The organism is Kibdelosporangium phytohabitans, assembly GCF_001302585.1.
GTDB classification, from domain to species: Bacteria; Actinomycetota; Actinomycetes; order Mycobacteriales; family Pseudonocardiaceae; genus Kibdelosporangium; species Kibdelosporangium phytohabitans.
This window is the reverse complement of the sequence record NZ_CP012752.1, coordinates 6,090,490-6,113,770: the sequence shown is the minus strand read 5'-3', so window position 1 is coordinate 6,113,770 and position 23,281 is coordinate 6,090,490. Positions and strand designations below refer to the sequence as shown.

The window sequence follows — 23,281 nt, the reverse complement described above, 5'->3', positions numbered from 1 at the left end:
CGCCGGGCGGGCCCCACGCCCGCCCGGCCACCCCACCACCCGCGAGTACCGTGCGCACCATGCTCGCCGACAACGGCCTGGCCCTCGACCGAGCACCCGACCGGCGCGCCGACCCCGACTGGATCACCGCCCAGCGAGCACACCCCGACACCCGCGTCCTCGCGTTCTGGCACGACCGATACCTGCCCGACGCCCACCCCGCACCCGGCACCGACGCGGTATTCCTCGCCTGGAGCGACACCGCCGTCTTCGCCGCTGACCTGCCCACCGCCGTCGGCCAACCCCACGACCTGCGAGCCCTCGCCAGCCTCGCCTACGCCCGCGCGATCCTGCACTGGCACCGCAACCAACGCCACTGCCGCGCCTGCGGCGGACCCACCGACCCCCGCGACGGCGGACACGCCCGCCACTGCCGCGCCTGCGCGACACTGCTGTTCCCCCGCATCGAACCCGCCATCATCGTCCTCGTCACCTGGCACCAGCGATGCCCGCTCGCCCGGCAACGCAACGCCGCACCCACCGCCTGGTCCACCCTCGCCGGATTCGTCGAAGTGGGGGAGAACCTCGAAACCGCCGTCCACCGCGAAGTCCGCGAAGAAGCCGGCGTCCGGCTCACCAGCGCGCACTACCAGGCATCCCAGACATGGCCGATCCCCGCCAGCCTGATGATCGGCTACCGCGCCCACGCCGCCGGCCCCGACATCGCCGTCGACCACCACGAACTCGACGACGCCCGCTGGTTCACCGCCGACGAGGTCCACGCCCTACGCGCCACCGACCACCGCACCGACTCCATCGAACAGTTCCTCATCGGCACCTGGCTCGCCGAGAACTGACCCTCACAGATCCTCGAACGGCGCCGCGTACCGGAACGCACCCACCACACCCGGGTCATACGCCGCCAGCGTCCGCACCTGGAAATGCGGCGCCCACTCCGCCTCCGGCGGCACCACCCCGACCGTCTCCGCCAGCACGAAACCGAACCGCTGATAGAACCCCGGATCACCCAGCAGCCCCACCAGCGGCTCACCCAACGCGTCCGCCGCCCCCAGCACCGTGTGCATCAACGCCGCACCCACACCCCGGCCATGCAACCCCGGCGCCACACCGATCGGCCCCAACCCCACCACCGGCGTATCCGCCACATGCGCCCGCGTACACACCACGTGCCCGACCACCTCCTCACCCGAACACGCCACGAACGACAACGGCGGCATCCACCCCTCACACACCCGCAGCCGATCCAGCAGCGACGCCTCCAGCTCACGCCCGAACGCCGCCACCTGAACCGCCCGCGCACCCGCCACATCCCCAGGCCGCTCCCGGCGCACCACCACCGGCACGCCTCACGCCTCCCGCGCCGCGTCCGCCGAATCGAACAACCGCAACGTCTCCGTCAACCCCGTCAACTGAAACACCCGCGCCGTACTCGCATTGGTCACGATCCGCACCTCACACCCGGCCTCACCGGCCCGCTGATGCGCCTGCACCAACACCGACAACCCCGCCGAACTCAGGAACGTCACGCCACTCAAATCCACCACCAGCACACGCCCCGACCCCGGCATCGCCTGCTCGACACCCGCCTGCAACTCCGGCGCGGTCACCGTGTCGACCTCACCCCGCACGGACAACACCGGCCCCGACGGGCCCTGCCCAACCTCGATCGACAACGACTGAAACTCAGCGGAAGACATGCGCGACATCATCGCATCACGCCACCAGCACCACCTTGCCCACCGTGCCGCGTGTCTCCAACGCCCGATGCGCCGCCGCCGCGTCCGCCAACGGGAACGACTGCGTCAACGGCACCAGCTCACCCTTGGCCAACGCCGCCAACGACTCCGACTCCAACCCCCGCAACCCACCCGGCCGGTTCGCGATCCGCGCCCGGAACGCCGCCGTCACCGACAACCCCCGCCCGATCACCTCACCCGGCGTGAACCGCGTCGGCTCACCCGCGGAATACCCGAACATCAACATCCGCCCACCCAAACCCAGCAGCTCGAACCCCACCCGCCCGGCCTCACCACCGACACTGTCGAACACCACCGTCAGCTCACGCCCACCCAGCCCCTCCTGCACCCGCTCCACCCACCCCTCAGCCCGGTAATCCACCACCACATCCGCACCCAACTCCCGCACCCGAGCGACCTTCTCCGCACCACCAGCCAACCCCACCACGAACGCACCCGCATTGCGCCCCGCCTGCACCAGCAACGCACCCATCCCACCCGCCGCCGCAGGCACCAGCACCACATCACCCGCGGTCAACCCCGCCAACTCCACCACCGCCAACGTCGTACGACCAGTGCCGATCATCGCCACCGCCTGCTCGAACCCCACCCCGTCCGGCACCTCATGCACCGACTCCGCGTTCACCACCACCAACTCCGCATACCCACCGCTGGTCATCCCCAGATGCGCCACCACCCGCCTGCCCACCCACCCATCACCGACACCCTCACCCACCGCGTCCACCACCCCAGCCACCTCACGCCCAGGCGTCATCGGCAACCGCGGCAACGGCATCGGCCCACCGCTTTCCCCACGGCGGATCGACGTGTCCAGCACGTGCACACCCGCCGCCGCCACCCGCACACGCACCTGACCCCGGTCAGGGACCGGGGCAGGCACCTCCTCGAACACCAACACATCAGCCGGGCCGAACTCGTACTGCCGAATCGCACGTGAACTCATTCGCCCAGCCTGCAACCTCAACCCAGATCGAGGTCAACCCGCGTACGGGGCCTTCGCCGCCTTCGCCGCCGTCAGGAACGCACCCTTGTTACGCGGCCAGAACAAACTGTCCACACACGAGTACTGCGGGAAGAACCCACCACAACTCCCACTACCCGAACCCAGCTCGAACGTGTAACTCGCGATACCCAGGTTGCCGTACGTGAAATCGTCCGTCGTCCCCGTCGTGTCACCCTCGGCCACCACCGTGTACGAGTTGAACGCCGCCATCTTCTGCCCCAACGCCCTCAACCCCGCCGCGTTCGGGTTCGCATCCCACGTCCACCCCCACGGCGGCATGATCAAATTGCCGTAGCTGTGCACCGTGATCATCACACCCTTGGTCGTCACCGGCGCCGGATCCTTGTCACCCGGGCCACGCTGGTCCGGGAACAACTGCTTGAACCACGCCTCCAACGCCCGCGTCTCCGGCTCCGACCCGGCCGACGTGCCCTGATACGTCTCACCACACCGGCTCGTGCCCGCCTTGCCCCACTTGAACGTCGAGTTCCGGTTCAGATCCACCCCACCCGTCGCACCCGAACACCCCGTCGGGTTGTTCGCGTTCTTGCGCTGCATCAACGGCGAATTCCCACCCGACGCCACGATGTCCACACCATCCGGGTTCGCGATCGGCACCACCCACAACTCCGTGGTGTCCAGAATCGACGTCACCTCGGCATCCGACCCATACCCCTTGGTCAGGAAATCGATCCACCGCCACGCCACCTCACCCGTGGCCAGCTCCCGCGCGTGCAACTGCGCGATCAACGCGAACCGCGGCTTCGCCGAATTCGGGCTCAACGCACAATCCCCGGCCTGCTTCTTCGTGATGCAGATCGCCCGGATGTCATGCCCACCCTGACCCTGCGTCTTACGCCAGCTGTCACCGATGTCGTACACCTGCGTCAACGCCGGATACGCCGCCGCCACATCCGTCACATGCTTCGCGTGCTCCGCCGACGTGTGATACCCGCCGTAAAACGACTGCACCCCCACATCCCGCGCCTGAGGCAGCACCGGCTTGTACACCGTGTCGAACTTCGACGGCCGGTAACCCAACCCGCGCAACCGCACCGCGGTCAGCTCGTCACCCACCACCTGCACCGCGCCACCGTCACCGTGCTCGACATCGAAACCCAAATCCGCCAGCACATGCTCATCGGCATGGGGCACCTGCCAGTAATACGGCGTGCGGTCGGGCTGAGCCGCGGACGTCGTGCTCGACACCACCAACGGTGCCGCCAGCACGGCCGCGACGAAACCGATCCGGAGCTTCATCGACACACCTCCACAGGGGGCCGACGGCCAAGGCAGGGAGGAAGATCGCGGCCGCCGTACCGAACGCGAGTATGGAGTGACATGCCTGTGATTAGAACCTACGAACGGTGGTCACATGTAAACGGACAGTATCGCCTGAAAGGATGATCATGTGCGACACCTGCTCATCCTCACCGCCCTCCTCGCCCTCACCGCCTGCGGCAGACCCCAACCCCTGCCCATGCCGCCACCCCCGTCCACCACCACACCCACCCCAGACCTGACGATCCGGCTCGGCACCGTCGACGGCGCCATGGGCCTGCGCACCCTCGGCATCCAACTGACCAACGAAACCACCACACCCACCCAGATCAACGGCTACCCCGACATCCGCGTCCTCGACGACACCTTCCACCCACTCCCACTCACCATCGGCCACGGCACCAACGGCGTCGCCACCATCGACGACTTCGACACCCCACCCCAACCCATCACCCTCCACCCCGGCGACACCGTCCACGCCGCACTGCTCTGGCGCAACCTCGTCACCCAAACCGACCGCAAAGCCACCCTCGGCACCTACCTCGACATCGCACCCACACCCGGCGCCAAACGACACATCACCCAACCCCAAGGCGGCATCGACCTCGGCAACACCACCACCCTCGGCGTCAGCGCCTGGGCAAAACCCACCCCCTGACACGCTCACCACGCCCCGCCACACGAGGACCACCCGCACACCGATCAGGTTTCCGCGCCACGCCCGTCTGTACGTGAGACCGACTCACAGGAGACTGACACCATGCGGAAACTGACCTTCGGCATGAACGTGACGCTGGACGGCTACATCGCCGCACCCGGCGACGACCTCAGCTGGAGCGGGGGAGACGGACCCGACTCGTCACCGAGCGACGAACTGTTCCAATGGTGGTCCGACCGCGTCGCCACGACCAGCCTGGCACTCTACGGGCGCAAACTCTGGGAAGCGATGAGCTCCCACTGGCCAACCGCCGACCAGCAGCCCGGCGCCACCCCGCCGACGATCGAATACGCCCACCGCTGGCGAGACATGCCGAAAGTGGTGTTCACCTCGACCACCAGCACCGTCGACTGGAACACCCGCCAAGTCACCAGCGACGCGGTCACCGAGATCACCCGGCTCAAAACCGAGGACACCGGCCCGATGGACATCGGCGGCGCGACACTCGCCGCAGCAGCCATGCGAGCGGGGCTGATCGACGAATACGTACTGGTCACCGCGCCCGTCCTGGTAGGCGGCGGCACACCGTTCTTCACCGCCCTGGACAACTGGGTGAACCTCACCCTGACCGAAACCCGGACGTTCCCCGGCGGCGTGACACTGACCCGATACGAGACAAGACGATGAGCACGACCGGCGAACTCGTCAACGACAGGGGATAGGTGTGATCACAAAGCCGCCGGCAGACCCAGCCATGGTTTGCCGGCCGCGTCGAACCCGGTGAGCTCGGCAATCCTCCCACCGACGATGTGCAGCACCGCGACGGCGAACAGCCGATACTCCAGACCCCCTGGAGCACGCAGGTACAACACGGCAGCAGGCATACGGTTCACCACCGTGGCGACACAGCGCCAATCATCGCGGCCACGCTGGAACAACCCACCCGACACCCAGCCATCCACCGCGTCCCCAGCCGACACGACCACCGTGCCCAACTCAGGCAGCATCGCAAAGCGCAACTCCTCGCGCAGCAACGACCTCAACCCGTCCAAGTCGTTGCGCTCATGCGCATCCATATACGCCCTCACCACACCACGCTCACCATCCGACAACACATGAGCAGCGGGGCTGCGCCAGTCAAGACGACGACCAGGCAACCGCCCACGCACCGTCACACGCGCCCGCTGCAACGCACTGGTCACCGACGCGACCGTCACCTCGAGCACATCAGCAGCCTGCGACGCCGGCCAGCCCAGAACGTCACGCAGGATGAACACCGCCCGCTGCCGCGGCGGCAGGTACTGGACAGCCACGATGAACGCCAACTCGATCGTCTCCCGCGCCACCACCGACTCCTGCGGATCCTCAGGCAGCATCCGATCGGGAAACGGCTGCAGATACAGCACCTCCGAGCCCGGCTCCGACAGCCCCGACGCCACAGGCGCGCGGTCATCGCGCTTACCCAGGAAGTCAAGGCAGACGTTCGTCGCGATCCGATACAGCCACGTCCGCAACGCAGCGCGGCCCTCGAACGACTCCCGCTTGTTCCACGCCCGCAGGAACGTCTCCTGCGTCATGTCACGGGCATCCTCGTAGTTCGCCAGCATCCGATAGCAATGCACCTGCAGCTCACGCCGATGGCGCTCGGTCAAAAGCGCGAACCGCGCCGGATCGCCCGAACGAACCACCGCGACGAACGTCGCCTCATCGGCACCCAGCGACCCAGCGTCGACCATGGTCATCAATCCTTCCACCGGTGCAAGGGACTACCAGAACTGACGACACGGCGAAGCATTTCTGATCGGTGAAGCACCGACACCGCCACGACAGCCCACACCTCACCCCGCGTACCGCGCCACCAACTCCGACCCCAACCGCGCCAACTCAGCCCGCACCACATCCGACTCCTCAACCTCCACCAACGCACCCCACCCCGCCAACACCTGCGCGATCATCAACGGCGCCGACGCCGCCACCCGAACCCGCACACGACCATCACCCACCTCACCCACCACCTCACACTGCCGCCCGAACTGATCCCGCAACACCCGCACATGCCGCGCCTGCGCCACCACCACCGCCGACACCACACCCCGCCGCCGCTCCACCTCCTCAACCACCTCATCCCACACCACCGACAAATCAAAACCAGCCGGACGACCCGCGGCAGGGGAGTCCGTCACCACCACACCCACCATCCGATCAACCCGGAACGTCCGGCGACCACCCTCCGTCCCCGCCACCAAATACCAAACGTCGTCCTTGTCCACCAACCCCCACGGATCCACCACACGCTCCACCACCTCACGCCCACGACTCGCATACCCGAACCGCACCAGCACCCGCCGCACCACCGCCGCCTGCAACACCTCCACCACCCCCGACCGGACCCGCTCCCGCTCACCCCACCCACTCGAATCCACCACCACCGCACTCGCCGCCGCCTCCGCGTCCGCCCGGAACGTGTCCGGCAACGCCCGCACCAACTTCCGCAACGCCGCCTTCACCTCCGGAGCGACCGCCGCGGCCGGACCCACCAGCAAGAACAACGCCCGCGCCTCAGCCGCCGTCAACCCACTCAAATCCGTCCGCGCACCACCCACCAACCGCCACCCACCACCACGCCCCGACTGCGGATACACCGGAACCCCCGCCGACGACAACGCCTCCAAATCCCGCCGCGCCGTCGCCACCGAGACCTCCAACTCCGCAGCCACCTCCGCCGCCGTCACCAACCCACGCGACTGCATCAACAACACAAGAGCGACAAGCCGATCCGCACGCACACCCCAAGTCTGCCAACCACTAACCCGCCCGCGAGAACCCCGCGTCCGCCGACCGCTGGATGATGTCCGCCAACACCGACGGCACCTCCTCCGGCACCCAATGACTCACCCCGCTCAACACCTCCAGCCGATACCTCCCACGCACATACTCACCAGCCAACTCAGCACTCCGCCGCGACAACGTCGGATCCCCATCACTCCACACATGCGTCGTCGGCACCGTCACCCGCGCACGCAGCAACCTCGGATCCTGCAACGCCATCGCCCGATACCAGTTCAACGCACCCGTCAACGCCCCACCACGCACGATCTCCGACTGCACCCGACCCACCTGCGCCACGGTCATACCCGTCCGCGCCAACGACCGCGCCAGCAGCCCCGGAAACGCCCGCACGAACAACTCAGGCACCCACGGCACCTGGAACAACGCCATGTAATACGACCGCAGCAACTGATCACCCGACACCATCGCCCGCAAAAACGCCAGATTGTGCGGCACCGACACCGACGTCAACGACCGCACCAACTCAGGCCGCCGCGCCGCCACCGACCACGCGACCGCCGCGCCCCAATCGTGTCCCACCAGATGCACCGGCCCCGCGCCGATCTCGTGCACCAACGCCGCCACGTCGGCCACCAGGCGACTCATCCGGTACGCGAACCGGCCCCGAGGACGCGCGCCAGGGGAGTAGCCCCGCTGATCGGGCACGATCGTGCGGAACCCCCGCTGGTTGAGCACGGCAGCCGTCGCCGCCCACGACGACCCGGTCTGCGGGAACCCGTGCAGCAACACGACAACAACGCCATCCGGCGGACCCGTGTCCCGGACATCGAACGTGAGCCCGTCATGACGGAAGGAATCGATCCGGCGCACCGAGGTCATAGCGCAGCCCTCCACAAGGTTACCGACAGTAAGTTACCACGGAGTAATCATTGCGGCCAGGTCCATCACCCACACGAGACGACACCCCACCCCACCAGACGACAGGTCGTCACCGCCAACACATGCGATGCTGTCCCCGTGATCAGCAGGACCGAAGTGATGCAAGCCGGAGTCGGCATCCTGACCGTCGCACACGGAGCCACCCGGGGGAGCACCACCGCCGACATCAAAGAAGCCCTCACCGTACTGCGCCAAGGAGTACTCGACCTCCACATCGACATCAGCAACGTCCCCAACGAGTGCGACACCGTCGTACGCCAGGTCGCCCAGGAAGTCGCCGAAGAACTCAGCCGACGTGCCCAGCAGATGGTCAACGGATGCGTCAAAGCCTTCGTCGAAGTCGCCGCCGCCTACGAGCGGGACTGTCCCGACGCCGACATCCCCGCCATCCTGCAAAAGGCCTCACTCGACCTCGCCACCGAACAACTGGACGACGAAACCTGACCACCGCCGCCATCCGGCACGCAGCCAGGAAAGTCGTGCCGGCGCCTGCCTCCGAGCCGGGTTGTCCGAACTGTCCGGTTGGAGGCAGGGGAGCAGGACTCGTCATCTGCACGAGTTGGTCACCGGGAACGGCAACTGGGTCCAGAGGACGCTGAAGGGCCCGCCGGTCATCTCACGCAGTCGGTCCGAGCCCGTCAGATGCTCGAACCCCACGCACGCGTGATGCGTTCACGGCGCCGTGACGAGCCACCTTCGGTCCAGGCGCCGCAGTGATGATCTCCACTCGGAGGGAGAGCGGCCCGATGTCCATTACTTGACATAATGTAGATTATCGAACTTATGACGACCTGGTGAAGATCGCTGAGAGAAGCTGCCAGCGCCGATTTTCACCGCCGATCCATCACGACGCGTTGTCTGGGCGTCTCCGTGTTGGCTGACTGAGACGCGCCAGGCTTGAGCTCGCTGGCTGACGGGATTCCCGTTGGCGGACGGCACAGCTCGACGCGTCAACGTCGTGTGGCAACCGTCAGCTGGTTACGCCCCGGCGAACGTCGGCGGGCCTTGGGCGAACGCCCGCCCTGGCTCGGCTGTGACTGTCCGTCAACCTGTAAACGTCACCGTGACGTTTCCAGGTGATGTCACCACCCTCCCGATCGAGGCTCTGTCCGGTTTCATGCATAATGACTGTTATGCATGAATTCAACGGGGGGTGAAATGCGGATTGTCGGTGGTTACCGGTATCAAGATCACGTGCTGCTGTTGCTCGACGCCCAGGACGCGTTCTTCCTCGCCCGCAAACCCCGCAAGGACTCCCCGCACACCACCGCCGCCTACCGCCGTGACCTCTCCGGCATCACTACCCTGCTGGCCGGCACCACCGGCAGACCCGTCGAGCACCTGACCATCCAGGACCTCACCGTCCAGGCCCTGCGAACAGCGTTCGGTGATTTCGCCGACGGGCACGCCAAGAGCTCCGTCGCCCGCGCGTGGTCGACCTGGAACCAGTTCCTCAACTTCTGCGTCGCGGACGGAATGCTCGACGGCAACCCCATGGGCGCGGTCGTCCGGCCGAAGGCGCCGCTCCCCTCGCCCAAGCCCCTGCGCGGCGAGGACACCCCGGAACGGCTCATCGCCGCCGCGGCCGCCGGGGCGCGCAAGGCACGTGATCCGTGGCCGGAGCGGGACGTCCTGGTGATCGCGCTCGGCCTGGTCGCCGGGTTGCGGTCGGCGGAAGTGCGGGCGCTGCAACGGTGTTCGATCGTCGGCAGGCCCGGTGAGCAGCGTCTTCACGTGCAGGGCAAGGCAAACAGGGAGCGGTCCATCCCGATCGAGGCTCCGCTGGAGCGGGTGATCGGCGCGTACCTGGCCTCGTGCGAGGTGCGGTTCCCGCATCAGCGGTTCGGGCCGGTTTCGGCTCTGCTGCTGGACTACCAGGGCAAGCCGATCGGCCGGGGCGCGTTGGACTACCTGGTGAAGACCAGCTACCAGTGGGCCGGGATCCGGGACCAGGTGCCGACCGGTGCGAACCTGCACGCCTTGCGGCACACGTTCGCGACGCGCCTGGCCGAGGACGGCGCGAACGCGGCGGAGATCATGGCGCTGCTGGGGCACGCGAACCTGAACACGAGTCAGAACTACATCGAGGCCACCGGGCGCGAACGTCGTGCGGCTGCGGCGGGCAACCGCACCTATCGGGCGTTGTCGGGGCTGGAGCCGGGGACGACGAGCCCGGACTCGTAGCCCGCGATCACCACGAGGTGCTGGCGGTGTTGTCGGGCCTGTCCGGGCAGGTCCGCTCCCCTATTGTGTGCTCAGCCTGGTTGCAGCCGGGACGATTCCAGGTGGTGGGTTCGGGGGTACTTGCGGAGCACGCGGGTGTTTATATCCCGGGGTTGTGGGGTGGTCGAATTGTTTGCCGGGGGTGGTGCTCCCCCGTGTCGGGTGTGGTGGTGGGGGCGCATAGGGTGGTGGTGATGGATACGTCAGCTTCCCGTTCGTTTGCCGCGCGTGTGCCGGTGGTGTTCGCCGTTGCCGTGTTGGTGGTGGCGCTGGATCAGGGGTCGAAGTTCTGGGCCGAGTCGGCGTTGGCTGGTCGTGCGCCGGTGCCGGTGCTGGGTGAGTTCCTGCGGTTGCGGTTGTTGTACAACTCGGGTGCGGCGTTCTCGATCGGTGCGGGGTCGACGTGGGTGTTCACGATCATCACGGCGGTCGCGGTGGTGGTGTTGGTGCGGTTCGCGCTCAAGCCGGCGTCGGTGGTGCAGGCGGTGGCGTTGTCGTTGTTGTTGGGTGGGGCGGTCACGCATCTGTTGGATCGGTTGTTCCGTGCGCCGGGGTTCGCGCGGGGGCATGTGGTGGACTTCATCGACTACAACGGCTGGTTCGTGGGGAATGTCGCGGATATCGCGTTGTTCTGTGGCGCGGTGTTGTTGTTGATCACGGCGTTGTTCGGCAGTGACCCTGCCCGGGGCGGTGCCGAGGATCGTGGTGCCGAGGATGGTGGTGCGGACGGTCCGGGCACCGCGGCGGGCAGGTAGCGGGGTCAGAACACGGGGCGTTCGGCGGCGATGGTGTATTCGCGGACGTGGGTGGCGTCGATGGGGATGCCGGTGTGGGGTGCGTCGCAGGTGTCGCGCCAGGTGGTGAGTTGGTCGCGGGTTTCCCAGCGTTCGTATACGTAGATGCGGGTGGGGTCGTTCGGGTCGGGGGTGATGGCGCCGTCGAGGCAGCCGGGTGCGTGGCGGGCGCGGCGGATGAGGTCGTGGTGTGCGGCGATGTAGGTGTCGCGCTGGGTGGGGTCGATGGTGACGTGTCCGGCGATGATGAGCATGTGTCCCGTGACGGGTGGGGCGGGGGAAACTCATCGGTGGGGCCGAGGCTGCTTCTCGTGGGCGGGGTCGACGGGGCACGCTGGCGTGGTGATCGTCCGCCGGGGGTTCACGGTCGCGTTGATCGTGGTGTGTCAGAGTTCGCAGGCGCAGGTGACCGGTGGTATCGCGTTGTGCCTGCCGTTGATGCGGCAGGATCTGGGGTTGAGTTTCGCGCAGGGCGGGACGGTGGCGGCGGCGTCGACGTTGACGTACGCGGTGATGCAGATCCCGGTGGGTGTGTTGGCCGATCGGGCGGATCCGCGGGTGTTGTTCCTGGTGGGGTTGCTGGGTGTGAATGTGCTGGCGTGCGGTTCTGTGGACGTTGGGGGTGCTCAAGGACGCCACCGGTAGTTTCGACGCGGGTTTCCTGGTGTTGATCGGGTTGTGTGGGGTGGGTGCGGTGCTGGTGGTGCGGCGGATCCCGGTGCCTGCCGGGTAGGGCTGTCCCTACGGTCAACTGCCCTGCTCGTACCAGTGATCTGGCTGGTGTGACGCGAAAAACTCGGTGTCACACGTTGTTGATCACGAGGAGCGGGACCATGACGTCACCACCGTTGACTGTGCGGGCTGCCAGGTGGAGTGCGCGCCATCCTTGGCGGGCGATCGTCGGGTGGGTGGTGTTTGTGGCGGTGTGCCTGGGTGTGAGTGCGGTGGTGGGTGGCAAGGCGCCGGACAATCGGGATTTCCTCGTCGGGGAGGCTGGGCGGGCCGAGGCGTTGGCGATGGACGCGGGGATGTTGCCGTCGCCTCGGGAACGTGTCCTGATCAGCCCGGCGGATCAGCCCGAGGCGGTGGCGGCGGCGCGGGAGGTCACGGGCCGGGTGCGCGCTCTGCCTGGGGTGGCTGAGGTGGCGTCGGCGCAGCGTTCGGCGGATGGTGGCACGTTGCTGGTCGCGATCACCTTGTCCGGGGACATCAAGCAGGCGAAGGTCGATGTCGGGGCGGTCGCGGCTGAGGTGAGGGCGGTGGCGGCGGCGCGGCCGGGCCTGCGGATCGAGCAGACGGGCAGCGCGTCGAACTCGTTGGGGGTGAACAAGCAGCTCAGTGACGGGTTGTTGCGGGCGGAGATGATCACGCTGCCGGTGACGTTGCTGATCCTGTTCGTGGTGTTCGGGTCGATCGTGGCGGCGGGGGTTCCGCTGTTGCTGGCGTTGTCGTCGGTCGGGGCGTCGATGGGGTTGTACACGTTGGCGTCGCACGTGTTCCCGGACGCGGGTGGTGCGGTGGCCAACGTGATCCTGATGATCGGGCTGGCTGTGGGTGTGGATTATTCGTTGTTCTATCTCAAGCGTGCCCGGGAGGAGCGGGCGCGGTCGCGGGGTGAGTTGACGCATCGGGCCGCGATCGAGCTGGCGGCGGCGACGGCGGGGCGCACGGTGGTGGTGTCGGGTTTGGCGGTGCTGGTCGCGGTGGCGGGGTTGTATCTGACTGGGGACATCGTGTTCTCGTCGATCGCGACGGGGTCGATCATCGTGGTGCTGGTGTCGGTGGCCAGTTCGTTGACGGTGTTGCCGGCGTTGCTGGTGGTGTTCGGGCGGCGGGCGGATCCGGGGCGGGTGGCGCGGCGGTGGGGCCGGTCGGGTGGGGGTCAGGTGTGGCCGCGGATGGTGCGGGCGGTGTTGCGGCGGCCTGCGGTGACGTTGCTGGTCGGGGTGACGGCGTTGGTGGTGATGGCGTTGCCGGCTGCGGGGTTGCGGTTGAAGGTGGAGGGCAACGAGACGTTTTCCCGTGCGATTCCGGAGATGCAGGCTTATGACCGGTTGGTGGCGCGGTTCCCGGCGGAGGGTGTCTCGCATCTGGTGGTGGTCCGTGCGTCGCCGGCGCAGGCCGGTGCGGTGTCGGACGCGTTGGTGTCGCTGGCGGGCCGGGTGGGTGCGGAGTTGGCCGGTCCGGCGCGGCCTCGGGTGTCGGCGGACGGCACGGTGAGCACGCTGGAGCTGCCGATTGCCGCGGCGGCCAGCTCGCAGGAGGGTGCGGCGTCGCTGCAGCGGTTGCGGTCGGGGCTGGTGGCGGACACGGTCGGGCGGGTGCCCGGTGCGGAGGTCGCGGTGTCGGGTGGGGTGGCGCGGAACGTCGATTACGTCGGCAACCAGTCCGCGCAGTTGCCGTGGGTGCTCGGTTTCGTGTTGCTGTTGACGTTCCTGACGATTCTGGTGGCGTTTCGGTCGGTGGTGCTGGCGGTGGTGGGCACCGGGTTGAACATCCTGTCGGCTGGTGCGGCGTTCGGGGTGATCGTGGCGGTGTTCCAGAACACGTGGGCCGAGGGGGTGCTGGGGTTCACCTCGGCCGGGTTCGTCGGCGCGCACCTGCCGTTGATCTTCTTCGTGATCCTGTTCGGGTTGTCCATGGACTACCAGGTGTTCGTGCTCAGCCGGATCAAGGAGGCCCGCGACCGCGGTCTGGGCACGCGGGAGGCGGTGGTCGACGGGATCAGCGGGTCGGCGAACATGGTCAGCAGTGCGGCGGTGGTGATGGTGTCGGTGTTCGCCAGTTTCGTGTTCATCGACCAGTTGGAGATGAAGCAGATCGGGTTCGGGCTGGCGTTCGCCGTGTTGCTGGACGCGGCGGTGGTCCGGATCCTGATCCTGCCCGCGTTGCTGGCGTTGCTGGGTGAGCGGACGTGGTGGCCGTCGCGGCGGCGCCGGGCGGTCGAGCGGCCCGAGCGGCCGGGGTTTCAGTCGCCGGCGAGCACGCCGAGCAGGTGAGCCACGGTGTGGGCGATGGCGTCGCGGGCGGGGGCGAGGTATTTGCGGGGGTCGGCGGAGCGCAGGTCGGCGGTGCGGACGGTGTCGGTGAAGGCGACGTTCAACGCCGTCCCGATGTTGATCTTCACCATGCCGTGGCGGACGGCGGCGCGCAGGTCCGCGTCGGGCACGCCGGAGGAGCCGTGCAGCACCAGTGGGACGGGGACGGTGTCTCGCAGCCGGGTGATCAGGTCCAGGTCCAGGGTGGCGGTGCGGGTGGTCATGGCGTGGGAGCTGCCGACGGCCACGGCGAGCGCGTCGACGCCGGTGTCGGCGACGAACTTCGCGGCGTCGTGGGGGTCGGTGCGCACGCCGGGGGCGTGTGCACCGTCTTTGCCGCCGACTTCGCCGAGTTCGGCTTCCACCCACAGTCCGGCGCGGTGGGCCCAGTCGGTGGCGTGCCGGGTGGCTTCGACGTTCTCGCGGTACGGGAGGGTGGAGGCGTCGACCATGACGCTGGCGAAGCCGGCGTCGGCGGCTTGGCGCAGGAGCAGTTCGTCGTCGATGTGGTCCAGGTGCAGTGCGACCGGCACGGAGGACTCGGCGGCGACCGCGGCGGCGGCGCGGGCGATGGGCAGCAGGTGGCCGCCGTGGAAGCGCACGCAGTTCTGGCTGATCTGCAGCAGGACGGGTTTGCCCGCGGTTTCGGCGCCGGTGACGATGCCCTCGGCGTGTTCGAGGGTGATCACGTTGAACGCGCCGACACCTGTCCCGGTGCGGATCGCCTCTTCGACGATCGCGGTCGTCGGTACCAGCATCAGCTCTCCTCCACAGTCACCGCGGTGGTGAATTCCTGGTAGGCCGCCGGGTCGAACGAGCCGGCGGCGGGGCTGCGCACGGCGGCCGCGGACAGGGCGACCGCGTCGGCCAGCACGGTGGGCCACGGCTGGTGGCAGGCCAGGCCGCGGGCCAGGGCGGCGGTGAACGCGTCGCCGGCGCCGGTCGGGTTGCCCGGGACGGGGCCGGGTGGGCGGGCGCGCCAGGTCCCGTCGGGGGTGGCCAGCAGGGCGCCGCCGGCGCCGAGGGTGGCGGCGACCGGCACGCCCAGGGTGTGGCAGTCGGCCGGCAGGTCGGGTTCGCGGCCGAGCAGCCGGGTCAGTTCGTCGAGGTTGGGTTTGATCAGCGCGGGCCGGGCGGTCAGGCCGTGGCGCAGCGGGTCGCCGTCGGTGTCCAGGATGACCGGCGCGGGGCTGCGGGTGATCAGCTGGGCGTAGGTGTCGGCGGGCAGGCCGGGCGGGAGGCTGCCGGACAGCACGACGACGCGTGCGTGTGCGGCGAGCTGGTCGAACCGGTCCAGCAGTGCCTGCCACTCCCCTGGGCTGATCACCGGTCCGGGTTCGGTGAACAGGGTCGCGCCGGTGCCGGTCTGTTCGACGATGGTGACGGTGCGGCGGCTCTGGCCGGTGATCGGGACGAATCCGGGCAGCCGGGTGGTCAGTTCCGGCCCGGCGAACCCGGTGGCGGTGACCGGGTGGCCGAGTTGGGTGAGCACGTCGGCGACGTTGACGCCTTTGCCGCCGGGCCGGGTGTGCACGTGGTGGACGCGGTGCGTGTCGCCGGGGCTGAGGGTGCTGATCTGGTAGGTGACGTCCAGTGCGGCGTTGAGGGTCACGGTGAGGATTTCGGCGGGGCGGGTCACAGCAGGCTCCACGCGCAGATCGCGGCGCCGAGCCGGCCGGCGGTGGCGCCGAGCTGGGCGTGCACGAGACGCGGCGCCGCCCGCCAGGTCAGCCGGTCGGCCAGGTGGGTGCGCAGTGGGCCCAGGACGGTGTCGCCCGCTTCGGCCAGGCCTCCGCCGAGCACGATCACGGTCGGGTCCAGCAGCATCGTGTACGTGGTGAGGGCGTAGCCCAGCGCGGTGAGCGCGTCGGTGAGCACCTGCTGGGCGCGGGGGTCGGTGGCGGCGCGGGCGACGACGTCGGCGGCGGTGAGCGCGGGGTCGCCGTAGCGGCGGGCGATCGCCGCCGCCGAGGCGTAGGTCTCCAGGCAGCCGCGCTGGCCGCAGGCGCAGAGTTCGTCACCGACGGGGACGGGTGCGTGGCCGATCTCGCCGGCCATGCCGTCGGCGCCGCGGTAGGGCCGCCCGCCGGTGAACACGGTGCCCGCGATGCCGGTGCCGATCGGCAGGAACAGGAAGTCGTCGACGCCGCGGGCCGCGCCGAACTCGTGCTCGGCGATCGCGCCCGCGCGCACGTCGTGGGTCACCGCGACCGGCAGGCCGAGCCGGTCGGTGGCGATGTCACGCAGCGGCAGGTCACGCCAGCCGAGGTTGGTGGAGTAGCGCGCGACGCCGCTGGTGTCGTCGACGATGCCCGGTACCGCCAGGCCGACGGCGGCCGGGGTGCCCGCGGCGGTGGCCAGGTCGGCGGCGAACGCCAGGATGGCCTCGACGGTGGCGGGCTGGCGCGGGGTGGGGCGTTGCTCGGCCGCGCGGGTGGACCCGTCGCGGTCGACGACCGCGCCCTTCATCAGCGTGCCGCCGACGTCCAGCGCGACGACGCTCACGTCAGGATCACGGAGCGGGTCAGGTTGCGTGGCGTGTCGACGTCCAGGCCGCGCCGCCCGGCCAGGTCCAGCGCCAGCCGGTGCGCGCGCACCAGTTCGGCCAAGGGGTCGAGCAGGGACACTTCGACGTGTGCGCCGGTGGCGCGGACCTCGTCGAGCAGGCCGTGCGGGGCGTCGCCGAACACCCACACCAGGGAGGCGATGTCGGCGATGGCGATCGGGCCGTGCCGGTACTCCATGCCGGAGTAGGACTCGGCCCACGCCTGCGCGGCCTCGCGGACCTTCAGCGCGGCCTCGTTGGCCAGGCCGAGCGTCCAGCCGGAGCCGAGGAACGTGAACTGGCGGAACCCGTCGGTGTCCTCGGGCAGCGGCACGGTCAGCGCGCGCTCGGCGTGCGCGGGCAGCGCGGACACGTCCTCGCCGAGGTGTGCGCGAAGCAGCGTGAGCAATGTCGTCGGAAACCGGGTTTGGACAACTGACTGCTCATCGGCGAACTCGAGCGTGATCACGTCGTCGGCCAGATCGCGCAGCGGGCTGCCGGTGACGGCGGTGATGGCCGTGGTCTTCGACACGCGGCCGATCTGCGACAGGGCGCGCAGGATCTCGGTGGTGGTGCCGGAGCGGGAGATCGCGACCACCCGGTCGTAGCGGCGGGTGACCGGGAACTCGGACGCTGCGAACGCGTCGGTCTCGCCCTGGCCTGCGTTTTCCCGCAGCGCGGCGTACGCCTGCGCGACGAACCACGATGTGCCGCACCCGATCACGGCCACCCGCTCGCCCGGTTGCGGCAACCCGGCCGGGCGGCTCGCGGCCACCTCGATGGCCGTGCGCCAGCACGCGGGCTGGCTGGCGATCTCCTCCGACGCGTGACTCATGAGACCTCGATACCCGTAGCGATGACCAACAATGAGCGTTTCTGCTTCATACTAGGTCAGAGCATGCAGTTTCACGCAACACTGGGCGTGGTTGTTGGCGTTCGGCGCTGTTTACTGTGACGATCTGCACCGATTCGGGTCCAGAAAGTGGAGGAACGATGGCGTCGCACGAGCGATGGAACGCCCTGCTGGAGATCATCGCGCGGGACGGGCGCCTGGAAGTCGACACCGCCGCGCAGGAACTGGACGTGTCCACCGCGACCATCCGCCGCGACCTCGACCGCCTGGCACAACAGCAGATGGTCACCCGCACCCGCGGCGGTGCCACCGCCAACAACGTCTCCTACGACCTGCCGCTGCGCTACAAGACCGCGCGGCACGCCACCGAGAAGGACCGCATCGCCCGCGCGGCGTCCGCGCTGATCCGCCCCGGCCGTGTCGTCGGGCTCAACGGCGGCACCACCACCACGGAAGTCGCCCGCTCCCTGGCCACCCGCGCGGACCTGCACGCCGCCGGCGGCGACGCGGCGCTGACCGTCGTGACCAACGCGCTCAACATCGCCAACGAGCTCACCGTCCGCCAGCACGTCAAGATCGTCGTCACCGGCGGCGTCGTGCGGCCCCAGTCCTACGAGCTGACCGGCCCGCTGGGCACCCTCGTGCTCGAACAGCTCACCCTCGATCACCTGTTCCTCGGCGTCGACGCCATCAGCGCCACCGCCGGGGCCACCGCGTACAACGAAGGCGAGGCCAGCATCAACCAGCTCATGGTCGCCCGCGCCCGCCAGGTCGTGGTCGTCGCCGACTCCTCCAAACTCGGCAGGCACGCCTTCGCCCGCATCTGCGAGATCCGCCAGGTCGACGTGCTCATCACCGACTCCGGCGCGGACACCGGCGTGGTCGCCGAGTTCACCGACGCGGGCGTGCAGGTCATCCGTGCCTGACACGACAGCACGATGACGCGTGCCAGGCTGGTCCGTGTGCTCATCGCGACCGCCGCCGTGATCGTGGTGCTGCTCTGGCTGGTCTGGCTGGTGCAACGGTCACTGATCTACCTGCCCGACAGCGACCCCGTCACGCCCGCGGGCGACGTGCTGCCCGGCGCGGCCGACGTGCGGCTGCGCACCAGCGACGGCCTCGAACTCGGCGCGTGGCTCGTCCCACCCGCCCAGCCCGGCCCGTACGCCGTCGTGCTCGTCGCCCCCGGCAACGCCGGCAACCGCGCCGACCGCGCTCCCCTGGCGGCCGCGCTCGCCGCCCGCGGCATGGCCGTGCTGCTGGTCGACTACCGCGGCTACGGCGGCAACCCCGGCAGCCCCAGCGAGGACGGCCTCGCCCTCGACATCCGTGCCGCCCACCGGTTCCTCACCGACGACCTCGGCGTCCCACCCGCGCAGCTGATCTACTACGGCGAAAGCCTCGGCAGCGCCGTCGTGACCGACCTCGCCGCCGAACACCCGCCCGCCGCGCTCATCCTGCGCTCACCGTTCACCGACCTCGCCGCCGCGGGCCACGAGCACTACCCGTTCCTGCCCGTCCGGCTGCTGCTGCGCGACCGGTTCCCCCTCGCCGAGACCCTCCCGCGCGTCACCGCGCCGGTCACCGTCGTGCTCGGCACCGCCGACTCCGTCATCCCGCCCGAGCAGAGCCGCGAGGTCGCCCGCGCCGGGCGCGCCCGGCTGGTCGAGATCCCCGGCGCCGATCACAACGACCGCGTCCTGCTCGACGGCCCCGCGCTGCTGGACGCCATCACCCGCCCCTGACCCCGTCCCCGCATCGGCCGGCGCTCAGAACGGGATCGTGGCGTCCTGCGTCACGGACGGGATGGACACCACCGCGGCGAGTCGGCCATGTACCGGACCCGCACCGAGTTGTCCGCGGGCAGGCCCGTGCCGGTGAACAGCCCGTTCAACGCCCCGGAACATGTGATCCATGTGCCGCACGCCCCGCAGCGTCCACGACACGCGCTGCACCACCGCCGGATCCGCCCGCTTGGCATACAGCGGCTCCAGCGCGCGCATCCGCGCCTCCCACCGCGACAACACCGTGGTCAGCGTGTCCTGCTCGGCTCGCGGCAGCTGCGTCCAGCGTTGCGCCGACACCGCCACCGACCGCCCGCGAACCGCACCCAGCGGGCCCCGTGTCGTACCGGCGCAGCTAGCGCAGGAACTCACCGGCCACACCCACCCCGAGCAGCCCGCACGGCTCGGCCAGCTCACCGTCCCCGCCGCGCAGCCACTGGTCCATCCCGAACCCGGACTCCATCGCCGGAGCCGCGCCGCCGTGATCACGATCAGGTGAATCCGCTCACCCTCCAGCGGCTGGAAACTGCTATCACTACTCCGAACGCAGTAACAGCCCCTGGGGGAGGAAACGTGTTTCTCAGCCGGACCATCTGGTATTTCGCGTGCATGCTGGTGGTGATGCCGCTGTTCGTCCTGTTCGCCGAACTCGGCGTGCCCGGCGGGCTGTCCATCGCGCTGGCGTTCATCGTCGCCGCGTTCGTGGTCGCGTTCGGCGTCTGGATCACCGGCCGCGACGGCGGCGAGACGCTGAAGGTGAACCTCAGCCTGTTCGTCCTGATCGTCGCCGGGACGTGGCTGACCTTCCAGGCCTTCGGGCTGTGGGGCGCGCGGCCGATCACCTTCGCCATCCCGATCAGCCTGTTCGTCATCCTCAGCGTGGGAACGGTGACGGTGCTCGCGGGCGAGAAGGCGGGCGTGCTCGGCCTCGTGGCCATCACCTGCGTGCTCGGCCCGATCTGGGCGCTCATGATCGGCATCGAACTGGGCTACCCCAGCGGCCCGTGGGCCCTGGTCGCGGCGATCACCCTGACCTACCGCCTCAAGCGCGGCGCCCCCACCGGGCCCGGAGCGGTCGACCACGCCAACACCGTGTACTTCGTGGCCGCGCTGATCCTGCTGCTCGCCACCGACTTCCTCATCGCACCCGCCCTGGCCGACGCGTGGGGCTGGAACATCATCCTGATGTGGGTACTCACCCTGCCCGTGCTCGTGCTGCTCCTCGGGTTCCCCCTGACCCTGCTCATCGACCCGAAGGACACCGCCGCGTCCTGGCGCAAGGGCAAAGCCGAGGGCGCCGCCCAGCGCGCCGCGGCGACCGCGCCGCCCACCCAGCAACAGCCCTAGACCTGCCCACGTGGACGGCCCTACAGCGCCGCGAACAGGTCCACGCCGTTGCCGTCCGGATCCAGCACCACCGCGTACCGCTGTCCCCAGAACGCGTCCCACGGCGCCAGCTCGCCGTGATGGCCCGCCTCGACCAGCTGCGCGTACACCTTGTCCACCTCCGCCGGGCTGCCGGCCTCGAACGCCAGCGACATGCCGTCACTGCCGCGCCGCACCCAGTCCGGCTGGAACGACCGCACCACGTCCTCGGTGTCCCACAACAGCCGCATCCCGCCCGGCAACGTCACCTCCACGTGCGGCTCGGTGTCCGCCGAGGCCGGGATGTCCAGGCCGAGACACCGGTAGAACGCCAGGGAACGGCCCATGTCCGCGGCGACGATCGACAGCGCGTTCAATCGAACAGTCATGGGCCCAACCCTACGAGCACCGCTCACCGGCGGTCTTGAACGAAACGGACCCGCCCCTCACTCCACCGTGACGCTCTTGGCCAGGTTGCGCGGCTTGTCGATGTCCCGGCCCAGCGCCGAGGCCACGTGGTAGGCCAGCATCTGCAGCGGGATCGTCAGCAGCACCGGGTCCAGCTCCGGCTCGTTGCGCGGCACCCGCAGCACCGCGTCCGCCAGCCCGTCCGGCAGATCCGCGTTCGTCACCGCGATCACCGGCCCGCCACGCGCCTTGATCTGCTCGATCGTGCCGATGTTCTTGGCCAGCAACTCATCGCGCGGCACCACGACCACACTCGGCATCTGCGCGTCGATCAGCGCCAGCGGCCCGTGCTTGAGCTCCGCGGCCTGATAGGCCTCGGCGTGCACGTAGGAGATCTCCTTGAGCTTCTGCGCGCCCTCCCGCGCCACCGGCCAGCCCCGCACCCGGCCGATGAAGAACATGTGACTGGCGTGCGCGTACTTGCGCGCCACCGCCGCCACCTCGTAGTCGGTCTCCAGTATCGAGGCGATCTGGTCCGGCAGCTGCTGCAACGCCGACACCAGCCGCGTGCCGTGCGCCGCCGACAGGTCCCGCACCCGGCCCAGCCACAGCGCCAGCATCGCGAACGACACCGCCATGTTGGTGAACGCCTTCGTCGACGCCACCGACACCTCCGGGCCCGCGTGCAGGAACACGCCACTGCCGCACTCCCGCGCCACCGCCGACCCGACCACGTTCACCGCGCCGATCACCTTGCCGCCCTTGCGTTTGAGCTCCTGCACCGCCGCGAGGGTGTCCAGCGTCTCGCCCGACTGCGAGATCGCCACGTACAAGGTGTCCGGATCCACCACCGGGTTGCGGTAGCGGAACTCCGAGGCCGGTTCGGCGTCCGCCGGGATCCGCGCCAGCTCCTCCACCAGGTTCGCGCCGATCTGCCCCGCGTAGTACGCCGTGCCACAGCCCAGGAACTTCACCCGGCGCACCGCGCGCAGATCCCGCGGGTCCAGCCGCAGACCACCCAGGTGCGCCGTGGCGAACCGCGAGTCCAGCCGTCCCCGCAGCGCGCGGCGCACCGCCTCGGGCTGCTCGGCCATCTCCTTGCGCATGAAGTCCGGGAACTCACCCAGCTGGTAGTCCTCGTCGGCCAGGTCCACCGTCTCCGCGCGGCCGGAGGTCTCGAAATCCCCGGCGCGCACGGTCGCGATCTCACCGTCCTCCAGGTACACCACCCGCTGGGTGTGGCGCACCAGCGCGGCCACGTCCGAGGCGATGAACATCTCGCCCTCACCCACCCCCAGCACGATCGGGCTGCCGTTGCGGGCCACCACCAGCTCGGCCGGGCGCCGCGCGTCCAGCACCACCAGGCCGTAGGTGCCCTCCACGCCGCGCAGCGCCGCCCGCACCGCATCCTCGAGGGTCTCGTGCTGCTCGGCGGACGCGGCGATCATGTGCGCCAGCGCCTCGGTGTCGGTCTCCGACACCAGCGTCACGCCCTGCGCCGACAACTTCGCCCGCAGCTCGTCGGAGTTCTCCACGATCCCGTTGTGCACCACCGCGAACCGGCCCGAGGTGTCGGTGTGCGGGTGGGCGTTGACGTCGGTCACCTCACCGTGGGTGGCCCAGCGCGTGTGCGCCACACCCACCACGCCCGGAGCCTTGCCGACCTGCTCCTTGAGCTCACGCACCCGCACCGCCGCCTTGTGGGTCTTCAACCGGCCCCGGTGCACCAGTGCCACTCCCGCCGAGTCGTACCCGCGGTACTCCAGGCGCTGCAGCCCTTCCAGCAGCATCGGCGCCGCGTCACGGTGCCCCACATAGCCGACGATCCCGCACATTGGATAAG

Annotated in this window: 26 protein-coding genes; 11 read left to right on the top strand and 15 right to left on the bottom strand. The window is 69.3% G+C overall.

The window, feature by feature from the left end:
• Positions 1 to 59: 59 nt before the first annotated feature.
• The gene (nudC, locus tag AOZ06_RS27675) at positions 60 to 836 is read left to right on the top strand and encodes an NAD(+) diphosphatase (RefSeq protein ID WP_063810436.1); all 777 of its coding nucleotides are present in this window, start codon (positions 60 to 62) and stop codon (positions 834 to 836) included.
• Between the two features lie 3 nt (positions 837 to 839).
• Here nudC and AOZ06_RS27670 read toward each other — a convergent pair whose 3' ends face one another.
• The 4 genes from AOZ06_RS27670 to AOZ06_RS27655 are packed head-to-tail and all read right to left on the bottom strand — an operon-like array spanning position 840 to position 4,020.
• On the bottom strand, positions 840 to 1,343 hold the full coding sequence (locus AOZ06_RS27670; protein ID WP_335338287.1) for a GNAT family N-acetyltransferase: 504 nt from the start codon (positions 1,341 to 1,343) through the stop codon (positions 840 to 842).
• A gap of 3 nt (positions 1,344 to 1,346) precedes the next feature.
• Positions 1,347 to 1,709, bottom strand: a complete 363-nt coding sequence (locus AOZ06_RS27665; protein ID WP_054292073.1) for an STAS domain-containing protein — start codon at positions 1,707 to 1,709, stop codon at positions 1,347 to 1,349.
• A gap of 4 nt (positions 1,710 to 1,713) precedes the next feature.
• Positions 1,714 to 2,700, bottom strand: a complete 987-nt coding sequence (locus AOZ06_RS27660) for a zinc-binding dehydrogenase (protein WP_054292072.1) — start codon at positions 2,698 to 2,700, stop codon at positions 1,714 to 1,716.
• A gap of 33 nt (positions 2,701 to 2,733) precedes the next feature.
• The gene (locus AOZ06_RS27655; RefSeq protein ID WP_054296965.1) at positions 2,734 to 4,020 is read right to left on the bottom strand and encodes a M14 family zinc carboxypeptidase; all 1,287 of its coding nucleotides are present in this window, start codon (positions 4,018 to 4,020) and stop codon (positions 2,734 to 2,736) included.
• Between the two features lie 151 nt (positions 4,021 to 4,171).
• Here AOZ06_RS27655 and AOZ06_RS27650 point away from each other — a divergent pair, with 151 nt between their 5' ends.
• Positions 4,172 to 4,699 (top strand): DUF4232 domain-containing protein, encoded by a 528-nt coding sequence (locus AOZ06_RS27650; protein ID WP_054292071.1) that lies wholly within the window; start codon positions 4,172 to 4,174, stop codon positions 4,697 to 4,699.
• Positions 4,700 to 4,801: 102 nt separating this feature from the next.
• Positions 4,802 to 5,386: a dihydrofolate reductase family protein gene (locus AOZ06_RS27645; protein ID WP_054292070.1), complete on the top strand. Its 585-nt coding sequence runs from the start codon at positions 4,802 to 4,804 to the stop codon at positions 5,384 to 5,386.
• A 41-nt stretch (positions 5,387 to 5,427) separates the two neighbouring features.
• On the opposite strand, the gene AOZ06_RS27640 is transcribed toward AOZ06_RS27645, so the two are convergent.
• The 3 genes from AOZ06_RS27640 to AOZ06_RS27630 form a co-directional block, all read right to left on the bottom strand.
• On the bottom strand, positions 5,428 to 6,435 hold the full coding sequence (locus AOZ06_RS27640) for an RNA polymerase subunit sigma-70 (protein WP_054296964.1): 1,008 nt from the start codon (positions 6,433 to 6,435) through the stop codon (positions 5,428 to 5,430).
• A 102-nt stretch (positions 6,436 to 6,537) separates the two neighbouring features.
• The gene (locus AOZ06_RS27635) at positions 6,538 to 7,485 is read right to left on the bottom strand and encodes a helix-turn-helix transcriptional regulator (protein WP_054292069.1); all 948 of its coding nucleotides are present in this window, start codon (positions 7,483 to 7,485) and stop codon (positions 6,538 to 6,540) included.
• Between the two features lie 19 nt (positions 7,486 to 7,504).
• Positions 7,505 to 8,368, bottom strand: a complete 864-nt coding sequence (locus AOZ06_RS27630) for an alpha/beta fold hydrolase (protein ID WP_054292068.1) — start codon at positions 8,366 to 8,368, stop codon at positions 7,505 to 7,507.
• 138 nt (positions 8,369 to 8,506) lie between these two features.
• Here AOZ06_RS27630 and AOZ06_RS27625 point away from each other — a divergent pair, with 138 nt between their 5' ends.
• From AOZ06_RS27625 to lspA, 3 genes are all read left to right on the top strand, one after another.
• Positions 8,507 to 8,872 carry a hypothetical protein gene (locus AOZ06_RS27625; protein WP_054292067.1) on the top strand — a complete coding sequence of 122 codons (366 nt, stop codon included), beginning with the start codon at positions 8,507 to 8,509 and terminating at the stop codon, positions 8,870 to 8,872.
• Positions 8,873 to 9,586: 714 nt separating this feature from the next.
• Positions 9,587 to 10,612 carry a tyrosine-type recombinase/integrase gene (locus tag AOZ06_RS27620; RefSeq protein ID WP_054292066.1) on the top strand — a complete coding sequence of 342 codons (1,026 nt, stop codon included), beginning with the start codon at positions 9,587 to 9,589 and terminating at the stop codon, positions 10,610 to 10,612.
• Positions 10,613 to 10,629: 17 nt separating this feature from the next.
• Positions 10,630 to 11,406 carry a signal peptidase II gene (gene lspA, locus AOZ06_RS27615; RefSeq protein ID WP_236951757.1) on the top strand — a complete coding sequence of 259 codons (777 nt, stop codon included), beginning with the start codon at positions 10,630 to 10,632 and terminating at the stop codon, positions 11,404 to 11,406.
• Between the two features lie 5 nt (positions 11,407 to 11,411).
• On the opposite strand, the gene AOZ06_RS27610 is transcribed toward lspA, so the two are convergent.
• Positions 11,412 to 11,699, bottom strand: coding sequence for a putative quinol monooxygenase (locus AOZ06_RS27610; protein WP_054292065.1), 288 nt, complete (start codon positions 11,697 to 11,699; stop codon positions 11,412 to 11,414).
• 88 nt (positions 11,700 to 11,787) lie between these two features.
• Here AOZ06_RS27610 and AOZ06_RS27605 point away from each other — a divergent pair, with 88 nt between their 5' ends.
• Together AOZ06_RS27605 and AOZ06_RS27600 are read left to right on the top strand one after the other, a co-directional pair.
• On the top strand, positions 11,788 to 12,090 hold the full coding sequence (locus tag AOZ06_RS27605; RefSeq protein ID WP_218921786.1) for an MFS transporter: 303 nt from the start codon (positions 11,788 to 11,790) through the stop codon (positions 12,088 to 12,090).
• 290 nt (positions 12,091 to 12,380) lie between these two features.
• A complete protein-coding gene (locus tag AOZ06_RS27600) occupies positions 12,381 to 14,444 on the top strand; it encodes an MMPL family transporter (protein ID WP_218921785.1) in 2,064 nt (687 codons plus the stop codon).
• Here the strand turns inward: AOZ06_RS27600 and AOZ06_RS27595 are convergent.
• Genes AOZ06_RS27595 through AOZ06_RS27580 form a run of 4 tightly spaced genes read right to left on the bottom strand, consistent with a single transcriptional unit; the run spans position 14,414 to position 17,863 of the window.
• The gene (locus AOZ06_RS27595) at positions 14,414 to 15,244 is read right to left on the bottom strand and encodes a class II fructose-bisphosphate aldolase (RefSeq protein ID WP_054296962.1); all 831 of its coding nucleotides are present in this window, start codon (positions 15,242 to 15,244) and stop codon (positions 14,414 to 14,416) included. The genes AOZ06_RS27600 and AOZ06_RS27595 overlap by 31 nt on opposite strands.
• Positions 15,241 to 16,122: a 1-phosphofructokinase family hexose kinase gene (locus AOZ06_RS27590; RefSeq protein ID WP_236951756.1), complete on the bottom strand. Its 882-nt coding sequence runs from the start codon at positions 16,120 to 16,122 to the stop codon at positions 15,241 to 15,243. The genes AOZ06_RS27595 and AOZ06_RS27590 overlap by 4 nt, the downstream gene beginning before the upstream one ends.
• Positions 16,119 to 16,988 carry an ROK family protein gene (locus tag AOZ06_RS27585; RefSeq protein ID WP_083471971.1) on the bottom strand — a complete coding sequence of 290 codons (870 nt, stop codon included), beginning with the start codon at positions 16,986 to 16,988 and terminating at the stop codon, positions 16,119 to 16,121. The genes AOZ06_RS27590 and AOZ06_RS27585 overlap by 4 nt, the downstream gene beginning before the upstream one ends.
• Positions 16,985 to 17,863, bottom strand: a complete 879-nt coding sequence (locus AOZ06_RS27580) for an SIS domain-containing protein (RefSeq protein ID WP_054292062.1) — start codon at positions 17,861 to 17,863, stop codon at positions 16,985 to 16,987. Before AOZ06_RS27580 ends, AOZ06_RS27585 begins: the two co-directional genes overlap by 4 nt.
• A 158-nt stretch (positions 17,864 to 18,021) precedes the next feature.
• Here AOZ06_RS27580 and AOZ06_RS27575 point away from each other — a divergent pair, with 158 nt between their 5' ends.
• Positions 18,022 to 18,807, top strand: coding sequence for a DeoR/GlpR family DNA-binding transcription regulator (locus AOZ06_RS27575; RefSeq protein ID WP_054292061.1), 786 nt, complete (start codon positions 18,022 to 18,024; stop codon positions 18,805 to 18,807).
• Positions 18,808 to 18,819: 12 nt separating this feature from the next.
• Complete coding sequence (locus tag AOZ06_RS27570) at positions 18,820 to 19,626, top strand: alpha/beta hydrolase (protein WP_179950748.1); 807 nt, start codon at positions 18,820 to 18,822, stop codon at positions 19,624 to 19,626.
• A 24-nt stretch (positions 19,627 to 19,650) separates the two neighbouring features.
• Here the strand turns inward: AOZ06_RS27570 and AOZ06_RS27565 are convergent, their stop codons facing one another.
• A complete protein-coding gene (locus AOZ06_RS27565) occupies positions 19,651 to 19,965 on the bottom strand; it encodes a hypothetical protein (protein WP_157233279.1) in 315 nt (104 codons plus the stop codon).
• Positions 19,966 to 20,238: 273 nt separating this feature from the next.
• On the opposite strand from AOZ06_RS27565, the gene AOZ06_RS27560 reads away from it, so the two are divergent.
• Positions 20,239 to 21,012, top strand: coding sequence for a hypothetical protein (locus AOZ06_RS27560; protein WP_054292059.1), 774 nt, complete (start codon positions 20,239 to 20,241; stop codon positions 21,010 to 21,012).
• Positions 21,013 to 21,032: 20 nt separating this feature from the next.
• Here AOZ06_RS27560 and AOZ06_RS27555 read toward each other — a convergent pair whose 3' ends face one another.
• Together AOZ06_RS27555 and glmS are read right to left on the bottom strand one after the other, a co-directional pair.
• Positions 21,033 to 21,419: a VOC family protein gene (locus AOZ06_RS27555; RefSeq protein WP_054292058.1), complete on the bottom strand. Its 387-nt coding sequence runs from the start codon at positions 21,417 to 21,419 to the stop codon at positions 21,033 to 21,035.
• 57 nt (positions 21,420 to 21,476) lie between these two features.
• The gene (gene glmS / locus AOZ06_RS27550; RefSeq protein WP_054292057.1) at positions 21,477 to 23,273 is read right to left on the bottom strand and encodes a glutamine--fructose-6-phosphate transaminase (isomerizing); all 1,797 of its coding nucleotides are present in this window, start codon (positions 23,271 to 23,273) and stop codon (positions 21,477 to 21,479) included.
• Positions 23,274 to 23,281 lie beyond the last annotated feature (8 nt).

Bases quoted from the DNA above. Each gene is read 5' to 3' on its own strand.
- nudC (WP_063810436.1), top strand. From the start codon at position 60: ATGCTCGCCGACAACGGCCTGGCCCTCGACCGAGCACCCGACCGGCGC.
- AOZ06_RS27665 (WP_054292073.1), bottom strand. From the start codon at position 1,709: ATGATGTCGCGCATGTCTTCCGCTGAGTTTCAGTCGTTGTCGATCGAG.
- AOZ06_RS27660 (WP_054292072.1), bottom strand. From the start codon at position 2,700: ATGAGTTCACGTGCGATTCGGCAGTACGAGTTCGGCCCGGCTGATGTG.
- AOZ06_RS27655 (WP_054296965.1), bottom strand. From the start codon at position 4,020: ATGAAGCTCCGGATCGGTTTCGTCGCGGCCGTGCTGGCGGCACCGTTG.
- AOZ06_RS27645 (WP_054292070.1), top strand. From the start codon at position 4,802: ATGCGGAAACTGACCTTCGGCATGAACGTGACGCTGGACGGCTACATC.
- AOZ06_RS27640 (WP_054296964.1), bottom strand. From the start codon at position 6,435: ATGGTCGACGCTGGGTCGCTGGGTGCCGATGAGGCGACGTTCGTCGCG.
- AOZ06_RS27630 (WP_054292068.1), bottom strand. From the start codon at position 8,368: ATGACCTCGGTGCGCCGGATCGATTCCTTCCGTCATGACGGGCTCACG.
- AOZ06_RS27620 (WP_054292066.1), top strand. From the start codon at position 9,587: ATGCGGATTGTCGGTGGTTACCGGTATCAAGATCACGTGCTGCTGTTG.
- AOZ06_RS27610 (WP_054292065.1), bottom strand. From the start codon at position 11,699: ATGCTCATCATCGCCGGACACGTCACCATCGACCCCACCCAGCGCGAC.
- AOZ06_RS27580 (WP_054292062.1), bottom strand. From the start codon at position 17,863: ATGAGTCACGCGTCGGAGGAGATCGCCAGCCAGCCCGCGTGCTGGCGC.
- AOZ06_RS27575 (WP_054292061.1), top strand. From the start codon at position 18,022: ATGGCGTCGCACGAGCGATGGAACGCCCTGCTGGAGATCATCGCGCGG.
- AOZ06_RS27570 (WP_179950748.1), top strand. From the start codon at position 18,820: ATGACGCGTGCCAGGCTGGTCCGTGTGCTCATCGCGACCGCCGCCGTG.
- AOZ06_RS27555 (WP_054292058.1), bottom strand. From the start codon at position 21,419: ATGACTGTTCGATTGAACGCGCTGTCGATCGTCGCCGCGGACATGGGC.
- glmS (WP_054292057.1), bottom strand. From the start codon at position 23,273: ATGTGCGGGATCGTCGGCTATGTGGGGCACCGTGACGCGGCGCCGATG.